The sequence below is a fragment of the Nocardioides lacusdianchii genome, assembly GCF_020102855.1.
In the GTDB taxonomy this organism is placed as follows: Bacteria; Actinomycetota; Actinomycetes; order Propionibacteriales; family Nocardioidaceae; genus Nocardioides; species Nocardioides lacusdianchii.
The window spans coordinates 196,431-213,307 of the sequence record NZ_JADHZD010000001.1 but is presented as its reverse complement, the minus strand read 5'-3'; the positions used below and the strand labels follow the sequence as shown (position 1 = coordinate 213,307).

Annotated in this window: 16 protein-coding genes and 3 tRNA genes; 15 read left to right on the top strand and 4 right to left on the bottom strand. The window is 72.1% G+C overall.

Going from position 1 to position 16,877, the window contains the following annotated elements; genetic code table 11:
- Window positions 1–2: 2 nt before the first annotated feature.
- From IRX98_RS01080 to nemA, 3 genes are all read right to left on the bottom strand, one after another.
- Window positions 3–1,928 (bottom strand): ABC transporter ATP-binding protein, encoded by a 1,926-nt coding sequence (locus tag IRX98_RS01080; RefSeq protein ID WP_224273239.1) that lies wholly within the window; start codon window positions 1,926–1,928, stop codon window positions 3–5.
- Window positions 1,925–3,808 carry an ABC transporter ATP-binding protein gene (locus IRX98_RS01075; RefSeq protein ID WP_224273238.1) on the bottom strand — a complete coding sequence of 628 codons (1,884 nt, stop codon included), beginning with the start codon at window positions 3,806–3,808 and terminating at the stop codon, window positions 1,925–1,927. Before IRX98_RS01075 ends, IRX98_RS01080 begins: the two co-directional genes overlap by 4 nt.
- Before the next feature lie 61 nt (window positions 3,809–3,869).
- The gene (gene nemA, locus IRX98_RS01070; protein WP_224273237.1) at window positions 3,870–4,964 is read right to left on the bottom strand and encodes an N-ethylmaleimide reductase; all 1,095 of its coding nucleotides are present in this window, start codon (window positions 4,962–4,964) and stop codon (window positions 3,870–3,872) included.
- Between the two features lie 96 nt (window positions 4,965–5,060).
- Between nemA and IRX98_RS01065 the strand changes: the two genes are divergently transcribed.
- From IRX98_RS01065 to IRX98_RS01020, 10 genes are all read left to right on the top strand, one after another.
- Window positions 5,061–7,469: an FdhF/YdeP family oxidoreductase gene (locus IRX98_RS01065; RefSeq protein ID WP_224273236.1), complete on the top strand. Its 2,409-nt coding sequence runs from the start codon at window positions 5,061–5,063 to the stop codon at window positions 7,467–7,469.
- A 41-nt stretch (window positions 7,470–7,510) separates the two neighbouring features.
- The gene (locus IRX98_RS01060; protein WP_224273235.1) at window positions 7,511–8,452 is read left to right on the top strand and encodes a pirin family protein; all 942 of its coding nucleotides are present in this window, start codon (window positions 7,511–7,513) and stop codon (window positions 8,450–8,452) included.
- A gap of 5 nt (window positions 8,453–8,457) precedes the next feature.
- Window positions 8,458–9,042 (top strand): DNA-3-methyladenine glycosylase I, encoded by a 585-nt coding sequence (locus IRX98_RS01055; RefSeq protein ID WP_224273234.1) that lies wholly within the window; start codon window positions 8,458–8,460, stop codon window positions 9,040–9,042.
- A 55-nt stretch (window positions 9,043–9,097) separates the two neighbouring features.
- Window positions 9,098–10,504, top strand: coding sequence for an amidase (locus IRX98_RS01050; RefSeq protein WP_224273233.1), 1,407 nt, complete (start codon window positions 9,098–9,100; stop codon window positions 10,502–10,504).
- Window positions 10,505–10,562: 58 nt separating this feature from the next.
- Window positions 10,563–10,635, top strand: a tRNA-Thr gene (locus IRX98_RS01045).
- A 36-nt stretch (window positions 10,636–10,671) separates the two neighbouring features.
- Window positions 10,672–10,748: transfer RNA gene (locus tag IRX98_RS01040), tRNA-Met, on the top strand.
- Window positions 10,749–10,800: 52 nt separating this feature from the next.
- Window positions 10,801–10,971 carry a 50S ribosomal protein L33 gene (gene rpmG, locus IRX98_RS01035; RefSeq protein WP_056602159.1) on the top strand — a complete coding sequence of 57 codons (171 nt, stop codon included), beginning with the start codon at window positions 10,801–10,803 and terminating at the stop codon, window positions 10,969–10,971.
- Window positions 10,972–11,141: 170 nt separating this feature from the next.
- Entirely contained in the window at window positions 11,142–11,549 is a 408-nt protein-coding gene (locus IRX98_RS01030; RefSeq protein ID WP_224273232.1) for an FAS1-like dehydratase domain-containing protein, read from the top strand.
- Window positions 11,546–11,950 carry a MaoC/PaaZ C-terminal domain-containing protein gene (locus IRX98_RS01025; protein WP_224273230.1) on the top strand — a complete coding sequence of 135 codons (405 nt, stop codon included), beginning with the start codon at window positions 11,546–11,548 and terminating at the stop codon, window positions 11,948–11,950. Before IRX98_RS01030 ends, IRX98_RS01025 begins: the two co-directional genes overlap by 4 nt.
- Entirely contained in the window at window positions 11,943–12,995 is a 1,053-nt protein-coding gene (locus tag IRX98_RS01020) for a UDP-N-acetylmuramate dehydrogenase (RefSeq protein WP_224273229.1), read from the top strand. The genes IRX98_RS01025 and IRX98_RS01020 overlap by 8 nt, the downstream gene beginning before the upstream one ends.
- Before the next feature lie 4 nt (window positions 12,996–12,999).
- Here IRX98_RS01020 and IRX98_RS01015 read toward each other — a convergent pair whose 3' ends face one another.
- On the bottom strand, window positions 13,000–14,031 hold the full coding sequence (locus IRX98_RS01015) for an adenosine deaminase (RefSeq protein ID WP_224273228.1): 1,032 nt from the start codon (window positions 14,029–14,031) through the stop codon (window positions 13,000–13,002).
- Window positions 14,032–14,157: 126 nt separating this feature from the next.
- On the opposite strand from IRX98_RS01015, the gene IRX98_RS01010 reads away from it, so the two are divergent.
- The 5 genes from IRX98_RS01010 to rplA all read left to right on the top strand — a co-directional run bounded on the left by IRX98_RS01010 (window position 14,158) and on the right by rplA (window position 16,855).
- Window positions 14,158–14,230: transfer RNA gene (locus IRX98_RS01010), tRNA-Trp, on the top strand.
- Between the two features lie 41 nt (window positions 14,231–14,271).
- On the top strand, window positions 14,272–14,526 hold the full coding sequence (secE, locus tag IRX98_RS01005; protein ID WP_207083917.1) for a preprotein translocase subunit SecE: 255 nt from the start codon (window positions 14,272–14,274) through the stop codon (window positions 14,524–14,526).
- A 109-nt stretch (window positions 14,527–14,635) separates the two neighbouring features.
- Window positions 14,636–15,427 (top strand): transcription termination/antitermination protein NusG, encoded by a 792-nt coding sequence (gene nusG / locus IRX98_RS01000; protein ID WP_224273227.1) that lies wholly within the window; start codon window positions 14,636–14,638, stop codon window positions 15,425–15,427.
- Window positions 15,428–15,641: 214 nt separating this feature from the next.
- Entirely contained in the window at window positions 15,642–16,070 is a 429-nt protein-coding gene (gene rplK, locus IRX98_RS00995; protein ID WP_207083919.1) for a 50S ribosomal protein L11, read from the top strand.
- Window positions 16,071–16,132: 62 nt separating this feature from the next.
- A complete protein-coding gene (gene rplA, locus IRX98_RS00990; protein ID WP_224273226.1) occupies window positions 16,133–16,855 on the top strand; it encodes a 50S ribosomal protein L1 in 723 nt (240 codons plus the stop codon).
- Window positions 16,856–16,877 lie beyond the last annotated feature (22 nt).

Genomic DNA, 16,877 nt, shown 5'->3' with positions numbered 1-16,877 from the left:
CCTCAGGAGGTCCAGGCGTGCCAGAGGTCGGCGTACTCCCCGTCGAGGGCGAGCAGCTCGTCATGGCTGCCCAGCTCGACGATCCGGCCGTCGATCACCACGGCGATGCGGTCGGCGTCGTGCGCGGTGTGGAGCCGGTGCGCGATCGCGACGACGGTGCGGCCCTCGAGGAGGTTGTTCATCGACCCCTCGAGGGTGCGCGCGGTCCGCGGGTCGATCAGCGAGGTCGCCTCGTCGAGGACCAGCGTGTGCGGGTCCGCGATGATCAGGCGCGCGAGCGCGACCTGCTGGGCCTGGGCCGGGGTGAGGGCGAAGCGGCCCGACCCGATGAGGGTGTCGAGGCCGTCGGGCAGCCGCTCGACCCAGGCGAGGGAGCCGACCGCCCGCAGCGCCTCGTGGACGTCGTCGTCGGTGGAGTCCTCCCGGGCCAGCACGATGTTGTCGCGCACCGAGCCGATGAAGACGTGGTGCTCCTGGGTCACCAGCGCGACCTCGACGCGCAGCACCTCCAGCGGCAGGTCGACGAGGTCGACGCCGCCGACGCGCGCGGTCCCGGTGCGGGGGCGGTTGATGCCGGCCAGCAGGCGGCCGAGCGTGGACTTGCCCGACCCGCTCGGACCGACGACGGCCAGCCGCTCGCCGACGGCGAGGTGCAGGTCGACGCCGTGGAGCACGTCGTGGCCCTCGCGGTAGGCGAAGCGCAGGTCCTCACCCACCAGCTCGACCCCGTCGGGGAGCCGGTCGCCGGGCTCGCGGTCGGGCGGCACCTCGGCGATGCCGAGCAGACGGCTGGTCGACGCGGCACCCACCTGGAGCCGGTCGACCTCGCCGATGACGGCGTCGAGCGGCTCGCTCAGCGCGACGACGTACAGCATCGCGGCGGTGATCTGGCCCAGGTCCACCCAGCCGCGGGAGTAGCCGTAGGCGCCCACGACGAGCGTGACCACCTGCGGCACCTGGAAGGCGGCGTTGAGCGCGGCGAAGAGCACGTTGCGCAGGGTCATGCCGTAGCGCTCGGCCTGCGCGGAGACCTCGATGTCGTCGCTGCCCGCGCGCACCCGGGCGCCGGAGAGGTGCAGTGCCTCGACGGTGCGGGCGCCCTCCACCGTCTCGGTGAGGGTGGTGTTGATCCGGGAGTAGGTCGCGCCCTCGGTGATGTACGCCTTCGGCGCGCGCCGCAGATAGGTGCGCACCGCCGGGGTGCACAGCGCGAAGACCAGCAGCGCCGGCAGGGCCAGCACGACGGAGTTGAGCATCATCGCCACGACGGAGAGCAGGACCGTCATCAGCGAGATCAGCAGCCGGGGCACGCCCCACTGCACCGAGCGGGCCATCGTGCCGACGTCACGGGTGACGCGGGTGACGAGGTCGCCGGTGCTCGCGCCCTCGACGCGCCCCACGGGCAGGCGCAGGATCGTGTCGACGACGTACTCGCGCGCCGAGGCCAGCAGGTCCTGGCCGAAGTGGGTCGAGGTGCGCTGGGCGCCGAAGGTGAGGAGCGACTGGAGGACGACCACGCCCACCACCGCCAGCGCGATGGCGTCGAGCCCCTCCACTGCTGCGCCCTGCGCCTGCACCCGGTTGACCAGCGAGCCGAGGAGGCGGGGCACGACGAGTGCCGCGCCGGCGGCGAGCGCGTTGAGGGCGACCATCAGCGCGAAGGAGCCCTTGCGGCTGCGGACGAGGTCGCGGAAGAAGGTGAGCACCGCGCGGTTGCCCGAGACCGGCCAGCCGCGCACCGGGTTGCGGGAGGCGGCGTAGACGTCCTCGGCGCGCTGGCGGCGCAGCTCGTGGCGCTGCCACAGGGCGCGGTTGCGCTCGCGGGGACTGCCGTGCCCGGGCAGGCGCAGCTCGTCGGGGATCACCGGCGGGTCGATGGTGCGGTCGCGCCACGTCTCGGCGGAGGTGGCGAGCAGGTCGGTGGTCATCGGACCACCTCCTCGTCGTCGAGCGCGCGGGCGACCACGCGGCGGTAGTCGTCGTTGCCGGCCAGCAGGTCGGCGTGCGCGCCCTCGGCCACGACGGTGCCGTCGTGCAGCAGCACGACGTGGTCGGCGTGGTGGAGCCAGAGCGGGGAGACGGTCATGACGACGGTGGTGCGACCCGAGCGGGTCACGGCGACGCGCTCGGCGATGCGCGCCTCGGTGTGGGCGTCGACGGCGGAGGTGGGCTCGACCAGCACCAGCACCGGCGGGTCCGCCGCGACGGCGCGGGCGAGGACCACGCGTTGCCGCTGCCCGCCGGACAGGCCGCGGCCGCGCTCGTCGAGCTCGCCCTGCCAGCCCTCGGGCAGCGCGTCGTAGACGTCCTCGGCGTTGGCCACGCGCAGCGCATGCTCGGCCTGCTCACGGGTGAGCCGGCCGTGCGGGTCGACGGCGTCCTGCAGGGTGCCGGCGAAGAGCTGGCTGCCGGTGTCGCTGACCAGCACCTGGCGGCGTACGTCGTCGAGCCCGGCGCGGGCCAGGTCGATCCCGCCGAGGGTGACGCCCCAGTCGTTGCCGGCGCGCTCCTCGTCGAGGGCGGCGATCCGGGCCCGCTCGAGCGCCCGGGCGGCACGGGCCTGGCGGGCCGCCCGACCGCGCGCGCCCTCCTCGCCCTCGGCGGGGACCGGCTCGGTGTCGGCCGGGAGGTAGCGCCCGAGGCGGTCGGCCAACGCAGCGCTCTGCTCCGGGACGGCGCTGACGACCACGGTCAGCCGGCCCGGCTCGACGGTGAGGCCGCTGGCGGAGTCGTGCAGGGCGGCGGATCCGTCGAGGGCGACCGGCTGCGCGGGATCGCGCCAGGGCGGGCGCTGCTCGAAGATCGCGATCGCCTTGCGGGCGCTCACCAGCGAGCGGGTGCCCTTCTGCACGAACTCGAAGAAGGTGCGGATCGGGCCGACCATGAAGAGGCCGTAGCCCAGGAAGGTGATCAGCTCGCCCACGCTGAGCGCGCCCTCGCGGACCTGGCGGGTGCCGAGCCACACCAGGCTCACGAGGAAGAGGCCGGAGAAGAGCACGCCGACGGCCTCGACGGCCGCCTGCCAGATGCCGGCCGAGATCCCGGCGCGCCGGGCCGACTGCGACTGGCGCGCGTAGTTGGCGCCGAAGGTCTGCTCGCCGCCGATGCCCCGCAGGATGCGGAGGCCGGCCACGATGTCGGTGGCCAGCGAGGTGAGCTCGGAGGTGCGCGAGCGCTCGACCTGCTGGCGTCGGTGCAGCGGGCGCAGGAGCGGCAGGGCGGCGCCGACCAGCAGGGGCGCCGCGACCAGGGTGAGCAGACCGAGCTGCCACGACATGGTCAGCACGATGAAGGCGACGGTCAGGTAGGACACCAGCTGCCCCACGGTGCGCGCGAGGATCTCGGTGAGCGCGCCGAACTCGTCGGAGTCGCTCGAGGCCACGCTCAGCACCTCGCCGGTGGGGGAGCGGCGTGGCAGCACGTGGCCCATCTGCGCGACCTTGCGGGTGACCATCTCGAGCGTGCCGTAGAGGCTCACCAGCCAGCTCCGCACGACCAGCGTGTGCGACACGATGCCGAAGACGCCGCCGATCACCACCACGAGCAGCAGGAGCGCGGCCCACCCGGCCAGCGCCCGCTCCGAGCCGCCGACGATGCCCTCGTCCACGGCGCGGCCGAAGATCCAGGGGCCGAGCGTCATCGGCAGGAACCACAGGGCGTAGCAGAGTGACGAGAGCGCGATCAGCGCCTTCTGGCGGCCCAGCACCCATCGCAGGAACGCCGCTGGCGACCGGGTGTCGGGGTCCGGCGTGGGTGCGTCGTCGGTGCCGGTGAAGAACGTCGCGATCCGGGGTGGGTAGTCCTGCATGTCGTGCCCGACCCTAGGCGCTCTCACCCGGTCGCCACGATGCAATTGACCGTGAGCGGCCTCACGCGGCGCCGTACGCCGGGTAGTCGGTGTAGCCCTCGGCGTCGCCGCCGTAGAACGACTCCGGTCGCTGCTCGTTGAGCGGCAGGTCCTCGGCCAGTCGCCGCGGCAGGTCGGGGTTGGCGATGAAGGTGCGACCGAACGCCGCGGCGTCGACGAGTCCGGCGCCGATCAGGCGGTCGGCCTTGGCGCGGTCGTAGCCGCCGGCGCCGACGATGGGTCCGGGGTGGGCCTCGCGCAGCGCCCGGCGGTAGTCGTCGTCGAGCTCGGGGCCGCCGGCCCAGTCGGGCTCGGAGAGGTGGAGGAAGGCCAGGTCGCGGCGGCCCAGCTCGCGGGCCACGTGGAGCCCTGCCTCGGCACCCTCGGGGTCGGAGGTGCCGTTGAAGGAACCGATCGGCGAGATCCGGATCGCGACCCGGTCCGCGGACCACGCGTCGACGACCGCGTCGGTGACCTCGAGCATCAGCCGTGCGCGGTTGACCAGCGAGCCGCCGTACGAGTCGGTGCGCAGGTTGCTGTCCGCGGCGAGGAACTGGTGGAGGAGGTAGCCGTGGGCGCCGTGGATCTCGACGAGGTCGAAGCCGGCCTCGCGGGCGTTGACGGTCGCGCGGCGGTAGTCCTCCACGACGCGCGGGATCTCCTCGGTCCGCAGCGCCCGCGGCACCGGGCACGCCACGCGCGTCGGGCGCCCGTCCTCGCCGCGCACGGTCGTGCGGTTGCGGTAGGGCCCGGCGCTGGCCGACACCGGAAGCGCGCCGTCGTGGAAGGACTCGTGGGAGACCCGGCCGACGTGCCACAGCTGCGCCGCGATCAGGCCGCCGGCCTCGTGGACGGCGTCGGTGACGCGGCGCCACCCGGCGACCTGCTCGTCGCTGTGGATGCCCGGGGTGTCCATGTATCCCTTGCCCTCGGGGCTGATCTGGGTGCCCTCGCTGATCAGCAGGCCGGCGCTGGCCCGCTGCACGTAGTACTCGGCCATCAGGTCGTTGGGGACGTCGCCGGGGACCGCGGCCCGCATCCGGGTGAGCGGTGCCATCAGGACGCGGTTCTGCGTCGTCACGGCACCGAGGGTCAGGGGATCGAGGAGGGAGGGCACGACAGGCGCCAACAGGGGCCCGCGCCCGGGTATTCCGACCGGTAGGACCCCTCCGGGCGGTGTGCCGGGCACCACCCCCGAGGCAGGATGGGCCGGGTGACGCTTCTCTCCCAGCTGCGAGACGTGCCCGCCCGCCTCCGCAACGAGGCCCGGCAGGTGCCCACCCGCGACATCGACGAGAAGGAGGTCGAGGTCGAGTCGACGGCCCACGCCGCCGCCGGCGTCACCGCCGTCGCGGTGGCCATGCGACGCGCCATCGGCCAGATGGGCGTACGCCGCACCGCGTCGACGCTGACCCGCCTCAACCAGGTCGACGGCTTCGACTGCCAGGGCTGTGCGTGGCCGGACCCCGCGCCCGGGCACCGGCATGCGGCGGAGTTCTGCGAGAACGGCGCCAAGGCCGTCGCGGAGGAGGCCACCCGCCAGCTGCTCGACCGCGAGTTCTTCGCCACCCACTCGGTGGAGGACCTCGCCGGTCGCACCGAGTTCTGGCTGGGCAAGCAGGGCCGCATCACCGAGCCGATGGTGCTGCGACCCGGTGCCACGCACTACACGCCGATCTCCTGGGACGACGCCTACGCGACCATCGCCGGGCACCTGAAGCGCCTGGACCACCCCGACCAGGCCACCTTCTACACCTCCGGCAAGACCTCCAACGAGGCTGCCTTCGTCTACCAGCTCTTCGTGCGCTCGCTCGGCACCAACAACCTGCCTGACTGCTCGAACATGTGCCACGAGTCGTCCGGCTCCGCGCTCGTGGACACGATCGGCATCGGCAAGGGGTCGGTCAGCCTCGAGGACATCCACCAGGCCAAGCTCCTGCTGGTGGTCGGGCAGAACCCCGGCACCAACCACCCGCGGATGCTGTCGGCGCTGGAGGAGGCGAAGTCCCGCGGGGCCCGCATCATCTCGATCAACCCGCTCCAGGAGGCGGGCCTGGTCCGCTTCAAGAACCCGCAGAACGCCAAGGGCATGACGGTCGGCACCGCGCTGGCCGACCTGCACCTGCCGATCCGGCTCAACGGCGACCTCGCCTTCTTCCAGGCCGTCGGCGCGCTGCTGGTCGAGTGGGACGCGGTCGACCACGACTTCCTCGAGCAGTACACGACCGGCTACGACGCCTACGTCGAGCACGTCGCCGACCTCGACTGGGACAAGGTCGAGGCCTCCACCGGCCTCACCCGCGAGCAGGTCACCGAGGCGGCCCGGATGATCGCGGAGTCGCCGGCCACCATCACCTGCTGGGCGATGGGCATCACCCAGCACCACAACGCGGTGGGCACGATCAAGGAGATCGTCAACGTCGCCCTCCTCCAGGGCAACATCGGCAAGCCCGGCGCGGGGGTGTGCCCGGTGCGCGGGCACTCCAACGTGCAGGGCGACCGGACCATGGGCATCTGGGAGCGGGTGCCCGACCACTTCCTCGACGCGATCCGCGACGAGTTCGGCTTCGAGCCGCCCCGCGAGCACGGCCTCGACACCGTCGGCTCCATCCAGGCGCTGCGCGACGGCAAGATCCGGGTCTTCTTCGGCATGGGCGGCAACTTCGTCGGGGCTGCCCCCGACACCGAGGCCACCGAGGCCGCGATGCGCAACGCCGCGCTGACCGTCCACGTCTCCACCAAGCTCAACCGCTCGCACGTCGTGCACGGCGGCGAGGCGCTGATCCTGCCCGCCCTCGGTCGCAGCGAGAAGGACCTCACCGGCGGTCGCGTGCAGCGGGTGACGGTCGAGGACTCGATGTCGGCCGTGCACGCCTCGCGCGGGCCCCTCGACCCGCCGTCGGAGCACGTGCGGTCCGAGGTCGACATCGTCTGCTCCCTCGCCCTGGCCACGCTCGGAGAGGACTCGCCGGTCCCGTGGGCGGCCTTCCGCGAGGACTACAGCGAGATCCGCCGCCGGATCGCACGTGTCGTGCCCGGCTGCGCGTCGTACGACGAGAAGGTCGACGAGCCGGGCGGGTTCGTGCTGCCGCACCCGCCGCGGGACAACCGGGTCTTCGAGACCCCGAGCGGGCGGGCGGTCATCACCGCGACGCCCCTCGACGTGCTTGACGTGCCGCGTGGGCGCTTCCTGCTCCAGTCGATGCGCTCGCACGACCAGTTCAACACCACGATCTACGGCCTCGACGACCGCTACCGCGGCGTCAAGGGCGGGCGCCGGGTCGTCTTCGTCAACCCCGACGACCTGCGCGACCTGGGCTACGCCGAGGGCGACCTGGTCGACCTGGTCAGTGAGTGGCGCGACGGGGTGGAGCGCTACGCGCGGTCCTTCCGGGTCGTCCCCTACGACCAGCCGCGCGGCTGCGTCGCGGCCTACTACCCGGAGGCCAATCCGCTCGTCCCGCTGGACTCCACGGCGGAGAAGAGCAACCAGCCGGTCTACAAGTCCATCGTCGTGCGGCTCGACCGGCCGGGCGAGGGCGACGGGCACACCGACTCGCACGGCTCGCCCGACCAGGACTCCGGCTCGCTCCGCGACGACCACCCCCACCACCTGAGCTGAGCCGCCCCGCGGATTCACCCGTACGGGTACGGTGGCGAGCGATGACCACGCAGATCGACGTGCTCTCCCCGCGCGAGGTCCCTCTCGGAGGTCCCCGGGCCATGCGCGTACGACGCACGCTCCCGCAGCGGCACCGGTCACTCATCGGCGCCTGGTGCTTCGTCGACCACTACGGGCCCGACGAGGTCGACGAGACGGGCGGGATGGTGCTGCCCGCGCACCCGCACACCGGCCTGCAGACCGCGAGCTGGCTCTTCGGCGGCGAGCTCGAGCACCGCGACTCCGTCGGCAGCCTCGCGACAGTGCGCCCGGGTGAGCTCAACCTGATGACGGCCGGCCGGGGGATCAGCCACACCGAGGTCTCCACGCCCGACACCACCGTGCTCCACGGCGCCCAGCTCTGGATCGCGCTGCCCGACGCCACCCGCCACTGCGACCCCGGCTTCGAGCACTTCGCGCCGGAGTCGGTGCGCGGCCCCGGCTGGGAGGCACGGGTCTTCATCGGCTCCCTGCTCGGCGCGAGCTCGCCGGTCCACACCCACACGCCCCTGCTGGGCGCCGAGCTGATGCTGGCGCCCGGCCGGAGCCTCGAGGTCGAGGTCGACGCGACCTTCGAGCACGGCGTGCTCCTCGACGTCGGCCTCGTCGAGGTGGACGGCACCGAGGTCAAGCCCAGCGACCTCGCCCACGTCGCCGAGGGGCGTACGTCCCTCACGATCACCGCGCTCGAGGAGTCGCGCCTGCTGCTGCTGGGCGGGCCGCCGTTCGGCGAGGCGATCGTCATGTGGTGGAACTTCATCGGTCGCACCCACGAGGAGATCGTGGGCTTCCGCGAGGAGTGGCAGGACCAGATCACCGCCGACGGCGAGGTCGTCGACGCGGGCACGTCCATCGCCGCCGGGCGCTTCGGCGTGGTCGACCTCGACCTCCCGCCGATCCCGGCCCCCGGCCTGCCCAACGTCCGCCTCAAGCTGAGGCACTGACCGCGGTGAGTGCCGGAGCCGTCGTCGGCGCGGACGGCGTCGCGCGCTGCCCGTGGGGAGCCGGCGACCGCGTCAACACGGCCTACCACGACACGGAGTGGGGGATGCGGGTGTCGGGGGAGAGCGCCCACCTCGAGCGGCTCACCCTCGAGGCCTTCCAGTCCGGACTCTCGTGGCTGACCATCCTCAACAAGCGGCCGCGCTTCCGCGAGGCCTTCGCCGGCTTCGACGCCGATGTCGTCGCCGCGTTCGGGCCGGCCGACATCGAGCGGCTGATGGCCGACGCCGGCATCGTGCGCAACCGGCGCAAGGTCGACGCCGCCATCGCCAACGCCCGCGCCACGATCGCCCTGCGGGCCGACGGCGGCCTGGAGTCCTTCATCTGGTCCTTCCGGCCCGAGCCCGGACCACCGCCACGCACCACCGCCGACGTGCCCACCACCTCGCCCGAGTCGGTCGCGCTGTCGAAGGCGCTGAAGAAGGCGGGCTTCGCGCACGTCGGGCCCACCACGATGTACGCCCTGATGGAGGCCATCGGCCTCGTCGACGACCACCTCGAGGGGTGCCACCGGCGCGGCTGCTCCGGCTGACCGTCGCCGCGGACGGGTCCTGTCGCCCGCACCGTGGGCTGGCTAGTCTCCCCGGATGGACCGCGTGCACGCCTTCTCCGCCGGCGACGCCCTGACCGACCTCGACGCCACCGGGCTGGTGGCGGCGCTCCGCGACGGGCTGGTCTCGGTGCCCGAGGTGGTCGAGGCGGCCATCGCCCGCACCCAGCAGGTCGACGCCGCGCTCGGTGCAGTGGCGTACGCCGCCTACGACCGCGCGCGCGAGGAGGCCCGCCACCCGCGCGGCGGCTTCTTCGCGGGGGTGCCGACCTTCGTCAAGGACAACGTCGACGTCGCCGGGATGCCCACCCAGCACGGCAGCGACGCGTTCACCGCCGAGCCGCAGCGCGCCGACGGAGACTTCGCCCGGATGTACCTCGCCACGGGCCTGGTCCCGCTCGGCAAGACCCAGCTCTCGGAGTTCGGCTTCTCCGGCGCCGCCGACCACGTACGCCTGGGGCCGGTGCGCTCGCCCTGGAACCCCGACCACTACGCCGGTGCGTCGTCCGCGGGGTCCGCCGCCCTGGTTGCCGCCGGTGCGGTGCCCATCGCCCACGCCAACGACGGCGGTGGATCGATCCGCATCCCGGCTGCGGTCAACGGCCTCGTCGGCCTCAAGCCGACGCGGGGGCGGCTCGCGCAGGACCGGATGATGCGGGACATGCCGGTGCGCATCGTCTCCGACGGCGTGCTGACCCGCAGCGTGCGCGACACGGCCGCGTTCTACCGCGAGGCCGAGAAGGTCTGGCGCAACCCGCTCCTGGCGCCGGTCGGCGACGTCACCCGGCCGAGCCGGGCCCGGCTGCGGGTCGCGGTGGTGACCCAGGGCATCGGCCGCGACTGCAGTCCCGAGGTCCGCGAGCTCACCCTGCGCACCGCCGAGCTGCTCCAGTCCCTCGGGCACCACGTCGAGGAGGTCGACAACCCCGTCCCGGCCAGCTTCCCCGAGCACTTCGTCCGCTTCTGGTCGATGCTCGCGCTCGTGATCGCGCGGAGGGGCAAGAAGGACTTCGGCCCCACCTTCGATCCGACCCGCCTCGACAACCTCACCCTCGGCCTGGCCCGTCACGCCGCCCGCAACCTGCACAAGCAGCCGTTCTCCATCGCCGTGCTGCGCAGCTCGCAGCGCCTCGCCGCGCGCCACCGGGCGACGTACGACATCACCCTCACGCCGACGCTGGCCACCGAGACGCCGCGCGTGGGACACCTGCGCCCCGACCAGGACTACGACGAGATCATGGGCCGGCTGATGGACTGGGTCGCCTTCACGCCGCTGCAGAACGCGACCGGCGAACCGGCCGTCTCGCTGCCCCTGGCGACCACCTCCGCGGGCCTGCCGCAGGGCATGATGCTGGGCGCCGGAGCGGGCCGCGAGGCCCGGCTCCTGGGCCTGGCCTACGAGCTCGAGGAGGCCGTCGGATGGCCCCGGATCCAGGCCGGATGAGGGCGTTCGGGAGCCGATTTCTCATCGTGACGGCGCATGTGTATCGTTCTCCGTCGTTGCCCCTTTAGCTCAGTCGGCAGAGCGTCTCCATGGTAAGGAGAAGGTCTACGGTTCGATTCCGTAAAGGGGCTCTGGGTCTGATCTCCTCCGGGTGGTCGGACCTCCGCGGCGGGGTAGCTCAGGTGGTTAGAGCACACGGCTCATAATCGTGGTGTCGCGGGTTCGAGTCCCGCCCCCGCTACCACCGAAATCTCATCCAGCTCCACTCCGCACCACCCGCAACCCAAGGATCTCCCATGGCCAGCAAGAGCTCTGACGTTCGCCCCAAGATCACGCTCGCGTGCACGGAGTGCAAGGAGCGCAACTACATCACCAAGAAGAACCGTCGCAACGATCCCGACCGGATCGAGCTGAAGAAGTTCTGCCCGCGCTGCCGCGCGCACACCGCGCACCGCGAGACCCGCTGACGTTCTTCGTCACCGCCGACCCGTCCGAGACTCTCGGGCGGGTCGATGTGTGTTCTAGGGTCGTGGGTCTCGATACGCCCCGTCGCGGCTTCGCGAGCTCAGCCGCGGGGCCACTCGACCTCCCGACCCACGCCGTGTGCGACTGCGTCGCTCCCGGCTAGGGTCGTGACATGCCCGTCGACCCCTCCCTGGTGGGGCGCGAGTTCCCCGCGCCGGCCCCCCTCACCGTGACCCCCGAGCGCGTCAGCGCCTTCGCCGCAGCCGTGGGACACCCCGGCGACGCCGGCTCCGTGGTCCCGCCGACCTTCCCGATCGTGCTCGCCTTCGACGCCATGCAGGCCTTCCTCGACGCCGAGCAGATCGACCTGCACCGCATCGTCCACGGCGAGCAGCGCTTCGCCTACGCCCGCCCTCTCGTGCCGGGCGACGAGCTGACCGCGACGCTCACCGTGACCGGCCTGCGCCAGATCGGCGGCGCCGACATCATCGCCACCGCCAGCGAGATCGCCGACGCCACGGGGGCGGTCGTGTGCACCGGCAAGGCCACGCTCGTCCACTCCGCCGGAGGTGCCGCATGAACCCCGGCGACAGCCTCCCGGTGAAGACCTTCACGATCACCCGCGCCGACCTCGTCGCCTACGCGGAGGCCAGCGGCGACCACAACCCGATCCACCAGGACGAGGACGTGGCGCGCAGCGTCGGCCTGCCCGGCGTCATCGCCCACGGGATGTACACCTTGGCGCTGGTCGGCCGGGCGGTCGCGGAGTGGACCGGTGGTGCGGAGGTCGTGGACCTCGGCGCGAAGTTCACCAGCCCCGTCGTCGTGCCCGCCGAGGGCGGCGCGGACGTCGTGGTCGCCGGCACCGTGAAGTCGGTGGCCGACGGCCTGGTCACCCTCGCCCTCGAAGTCACCTGCGGGGGCCAGAAGGTGCTGGGCATGCCCAAGGCCGTGGTGCGCGAGGCCACGATCCGTGCCTGACCTGCGCGACCACACGACGTTCCGCCTCGGCGGCCCCGGCCGCTCGTGGGTGCGCGCGACCACCGAGGCCGAGCTGGTCACCGCCGTCGCGGACGCCGACGCCGCCGGGACCCCGGTCCTCGTCCTGGCAGGCGGCTCCAACCTGGTCGTCGCCGACGACGGCTTCGACGGTCTCGTCGTCCAGGTCGCCACGACCGGCGTGCACGCCGAGCCCGACGACGTCGACGCAGGCCCCCAGTGCGGAGGAGTCGAGGTCAGGGTCGCCGCGGGCGAGGACTGGGACGCGCTCGTCGCCCGGGCCGTCGCGCGCGGCTGGTCCGGCATCGAGGCGCTGTCCGGCATCCCCGGCGCGGTCGGCTCGACGCCGATCCAGAACGTCGGCGCCTACGGCCAGGACGTCTCCCAGACCATCTCCCGGGTCCGCACCTGGGACCGCGTCGAGCGCACCCAGCGCACCTTCGCCGCGGGGGACTGCGGCTTCGGCTACCGCCACAGCCGCTTCAAGGCCGACCCCGGCCGCTACCTCGTCCTCGAGGTGACCTTCCAGCTGCGCGTCGGCGCGCTGGCCGCCCCGGTGGAGTACGCCGAGCTCGCCCGCCACCTCGGCGTCGAGGTCGGCGAGCGCGCCCCCCTGGCCGACGTACGCGACGCGGTGCTGGCCCTGCGGGCCGGCAAGGGCATGGTGCTCGACCCGGGTGACCACGACACGTGGAGCGCGGGGTCGTTCTTCACCAACCCCTTCCTCACGCCCGAGCAGGCCGCCGCGCTTCCCGACGCCGCACCCCGCTGGGAGCAGCCCGACGGCACGGTGAAGTCGAGCGCCGCCTGGCTCATCGAGCACGCCGGCTTCGGCAAGGGCTACGTCAGCGGGTCCGCGGGGGAGCGGGTGGCGCTGTCCACCAAGCACACCCTCGCCCTCACCAACCGCGGCGGCGCCACCACCGAGGAGCTGCTCGCCCTCGCCCGCGAGGTGCGCGACGGCGTCGAGGCCCGCTTCGGCGTCCGCCTGGTCAACGAGCCGGTCACCGTCGGCTGTTCGCTCTGACGTCTCAGGCGAGCCAGGTGGCGATGTCGCGACGAGCCGCCTCGAGCACGTCGGACGGCGCCCGGGAGGCCGCGAAGGACATCTCGGCGAGCCGGGCCAGGGTGGCGTCATCGAGGTCGTGGGCGGCACGCATCGTGGCGTACTGCCCGGCCAGGCGCGAGCCGAAGAGCAGCGGGTCGTCGGCGCCGAGCGCGACCGTCGCCCCGGCAGCCAGCAGCTGGGGGAGCGGCACCGAGGTGAGGTCGGAGTAAACCCCGAGCGAGACGTTGGAGACCGGGCACACCTCGAGCGCGACGCCGGCCTCGACCAGGCGGTCGAGCAGGTCGGGGTCCTCCGCACTGCGTACGCCGTGCCCCAGCCGCTGCGCCCCAAGGTGCTCGAGGCAGGTGCGGACGTGGTCGGGGCCGCGCAGCTCGCCGCCGTGCGGCACGAGCATCAGCCCCGCGCGCTCGGCGATCCGGAAGGCGCCCTCGAAGTCCTCGGTGCGCCCGCGCCGCTCGTCGTTGGACAGCCCGAAGCCGACCACCCCGCGCCCGGCGTACTGCGCCGCGAGCCGCGCCAGGGTGCGGGCATCGAGCGGGTGGCGCGTGCGGTTGGCGGCGATCACCACCGCGATGCCCAGGCCGGTGCGCTCGGAGGCGTCCCGGACGCAGTCGAGCACCAGGTCGGTGAACTCGGTGATGCCGCCGAAGCGCGCGGCGTAGCCACTCGGGTCGACCTGGATCTCCAGCCAGCGCCCGCCGTCGCGCACGTCGTCCTCGGCCGCCTCGAGCACCAGGCGGCGTACGTCGTCGGGCGTGCGCAGCACCGAGCGCGCCACGTCGTAGAGGCGCTGGAAGCGGAACCAGCCCTTCTCGTCGGCGGCGCTGAGGAGCGGCGGCCAGTCCTCCACCAGCGAGTCGGGGAGCACGATGCCGTCGCGCTCGGCGAGCTCGAGCAGCGTGCCGTGGCGCATCGAGCCGGTGAAGTGCAGGTGCAGGTGCGCCTTGGGAAGTCGCGACACCTCACGCGGCTGCTGTGCCCCCTGGTCCGCCATGGGTCGAATCGTAGGCGGGCGACCCCGCCGGTTCGACGCAGGCTGGACCCGCCCCGTATGCTTCCCGATTGGTGGTTTCACCACATGCTGCGGCATGCCCCGTCAACGCGGGGGCGGGACCACCGGAGGGCACTAGCTCAACTGGCAGAGCATCGGTCTCCAAAACCGAAGGTTGGGGGTTCAAGTCCCTCGTGCCCTGCGAGGAAACACTGCACAGCAACAACGACGAAGGTGGGAAACGTGGCCGACGGCAACGCGGTTCAGGACCGGCGCGACTCGCGCGGCGACGACCGTGGGCGCACCAGCCCCGTCACGTTCCTGCGCCAGGTGGTGGCCGAGCTCCGCAAGGTGGTGTGGCCCACCCAGCAGCAGCTCATCACCTACTTCTTCGTCGTGCTGGTCTTCGTCATCGCCGTGATGGCCATCGTGACGCTCCTCGACCTGGCCTTCGGAAGGCTGGTCTTCGAGGTCTTCACCGGCAGCGGCACCCAGTGACCCGCTGACCAGCGCGCGTCCCGCAGCGGTTCCGCCGCACTGATCCCGCCGGGTGAGCCCGGCCCCGGTCCCGCACCGGACCACCAGCAACGACGTACGGAGTGAAGACGTGTCTGAGAACAATGACGTGGACCAGGTCGACGACCAGGTCGAGTCGCTCGACGAGGCGACCACGGAGGGCGCCGTCGACGACGCCGTCGAGGTCGAGGACGTGACCGACGCGAGCGCCGAGGACGAGTCCGCCGAGGACGAGTCCGGCTCCGACGACGAGCCCGACGAGAACGACCCGCTCGAGGCGTTCCGCCGCGAGCTGTGGGCCAAGCCCGGCGACTGGTTCGTCGTGCACACCTACTCCGGCATGGAGAAGCGGGTCAAGCACAACCTCGAGAACCGCATCATCTCCCTCAACATGGAGGACTACATCCACGAGATCGTGGTCCCCACCGAGGAGGTCGCGGAGATCAAGAACGGCCAGCGCAAGATGGTCACCCGCACCGTGCTCCCCGGCTACGTCCTGGTCCGCATGGACCTGACCGACGAGTCCTGGTCGGCCGTTCGCCACACGCCGTCGGTCACCGGCTTCGTGGGCCACAGCCACCAGCCGGTCCCGCTCAGCATGAGCGAGGTCGAGGACATGTTGGCGCCCGCCGTCGTGGCCGTCGCCGAGGCCGAGGCCGCCGCCTCCGGCGAGAAGGGCGCCTCCACCACCCCGCGCAAGCCGGTCGAGGTGGCCGACTTCGACGTGTCCGACTCGGTCATGGTGGTCGACGGCCCGTTCGCCACGCTCCACGCGACGATCACCGAGATCAACGCCGAGTCCCAGCGCGTCAAGGCCCTCGTCGAGATCTTCGGCCGCGAGACCCCGGTCGAGCTCAGCTTCAGCCAGATCCAGAAGGTCTGAGCGCGGGATCGAGCTTGCTCGATCCCGATCAGCGAAGAGGTTGAGGAGCGTCGACCCGGACGCGCTGCGAAGCAAGCGACCGGGTGACGCGTCTCGAAACCCGTGAAGGCTCAATTTCACGGTGAGCCCGAGTCAGGGCGACAATGCAGTAGCGACAACCCGTGGCAGGGGGCGAAGTGCCCTCGTCATGACCACATGAGAGAAAGAGAAGGCTATGCCTCCCAAGAAGAAGATCGCCGCACTCGTCAAGGTGCAGCTGCAGGCCGGTTCGGCCACCCCGGCCCCGCCGGTCGGTACGGCGCTCGGCCCGCACGGCGTCAACATCATGGACTTCTGCAAGGCCTACAACGCCCAGACCGAGTCCATGCGCGGCAACGTGATCCCCGTCGAGATCACCATCTACGAGGACCGCTCGTTCGAGTTCATCACCAAGACCCCTCCGGCCGCCGAGCTCATCAAGAAGGCCGCCGGTCTCTCCAAGGGCTCCGGCGTCCCGCACAAGGAGAAGGTCGGCAAGCTGACCAAGGACCAGGTCCGCGAGATCGCGACGACCAAGCTCCCCGACCTCAACGCCAACGACATCGACGCCGCCATGAAGATCGTCGAGGGCACCGCCCGCTCGATGGGCATCACGACCGACTGATCCGTGGGAGAGCCGCGCTGGCTCGCTGACCACATCCTTCGCACCACAGAAACGAGAAGACAATGCAGCGCAGCAAGACCTACCGCGCAGCGGCTGAGGCGTTCGACCAGGACGAGCTCTACGCCCCGCTGGCAGCCATCAAGATCGCCAAGTCCGGCTCCAAGAAGAAGTTCGACGAGACCCTCGACGTCGTCATGCGCCTGGGTGTCGACCCGCGCAAGGCCGACCAGATGGTCCGCGGCACCGTCAACCTCCCGCACGGCACCGGCAAGACCGCCCGCGTCCTCGTGTTCGCGAACGGCGACAAGGCCGACGCCGCCCGTGAGGCCGGCGCCGAGTTCGTCGGCAGCGACGAGCTGATCGAGAAGGTCGCCGGCGGCTGGCTCGACTTCGACGCCGTCGTCGCGACCCCCGACATGATGGGCAAGGTCGGTCGCCTCGGTCGCGTCCTCGGCCCGCGCTCCCTCATGCCGAACCCGAAGACGGGCACGGTGACCCCCGACGTCGCCAAGGCCGTCACGGACATCAAGGGCGGCAAGATCGAGTTCCGCGTCGACCGCCACGCCAACCTGCACTTCATCATCGGCAAGGCGTCCTTCTCCGAGGCCCAGCTCGCGGAGAACTACGCCGCTGCCCTCGACGAGGTGCTGCGGCTCAAGCCGGCCAGCTCCAAGGGTCGCTACATCAAGAAGATCACCGTCTCCACGACGATGGGCCCCGGCATCCAGGTCGACCCCAACCGCATCAAGAACGTCGCGTCGGAGGACGAGGCCGACCAGGCCTGATCCTCGCCGGACCCCACGGGTC

Excerpts from the sequence above, each read along its gene's own strand:
- IRX98_RS01080 (WP_224273239.1), bottom strand. The coding sequence starts at position 1,928 with ATGACCACCGACCTGCTCGCCACCTCCGCCGAGACGTGGCGCGACCGC.
- IRX98_RS01075 (WP_224273238.1), bottom strand. The coding sequence starts at position 3,808 with ATGCAGGACTACCCACCCCGGATCGCGACGTTCTTCACCGGCACCGAC.
- IRX98_RS01060 (WP_224273235.1), top strand. The coding sequence starts at position 7,511 with ATGACCACGCAGATCGACGTGCTCTCCCCGCGCGAGGTCCCTCTCGGA.
- IRX98_RS01050 (WP_224273233.1), top strand. The coding sequence starts at position 9,098 with ATGGACCGCGTGCACGCCTTCTCCGCCGGCGACGCCCTGACCGACCTC.
- rpmG (WP_056602159.1), top strand. The coding sequence starts at position 10,801 with ATGGCCAGCAAGAGCTCTGACGTTCGCCCCAAGATCACGCTCGCGTGC.
- IRX98_RS01030 (WP_224273232.1), top strand. The coding sequence starts at position 11,142 with ATGCCCGTCGACCCCTCCCTGGTGGGGCGCGAGTTCCCCGCGCCGGCC.
- IRX98_RS01025 (WP_224273230.1), top strand. The coding sequence starts at position 11,546 with ATGAACCCCGGCGACAGCCTCCCGGTGAAGACCTTCACGATCACCCGC.
- IRX98_RS01015 (WP_224273228.1), bottom strand. The coding sequence starts at position 14,031 with ATGGCGGACCAGGGGGCACAGCAGCCGCGTGAGGTGTCGCGACTTCCC.
- rplK (WP_207083919.1), top strand. The coding sequence starts at position 15,642 with ATGCCTCCCAAGAAGAAGATCGCCGCACTCGTCAAGGTGCAGCTGCAG.
- rplA (WP_224273226.1), top strand. The coding sequence starts at position 16,133 with ATGCAGCGCAGCAAGACCTACCGCGCAGCGGCTGAGGCGTTCGACCAG.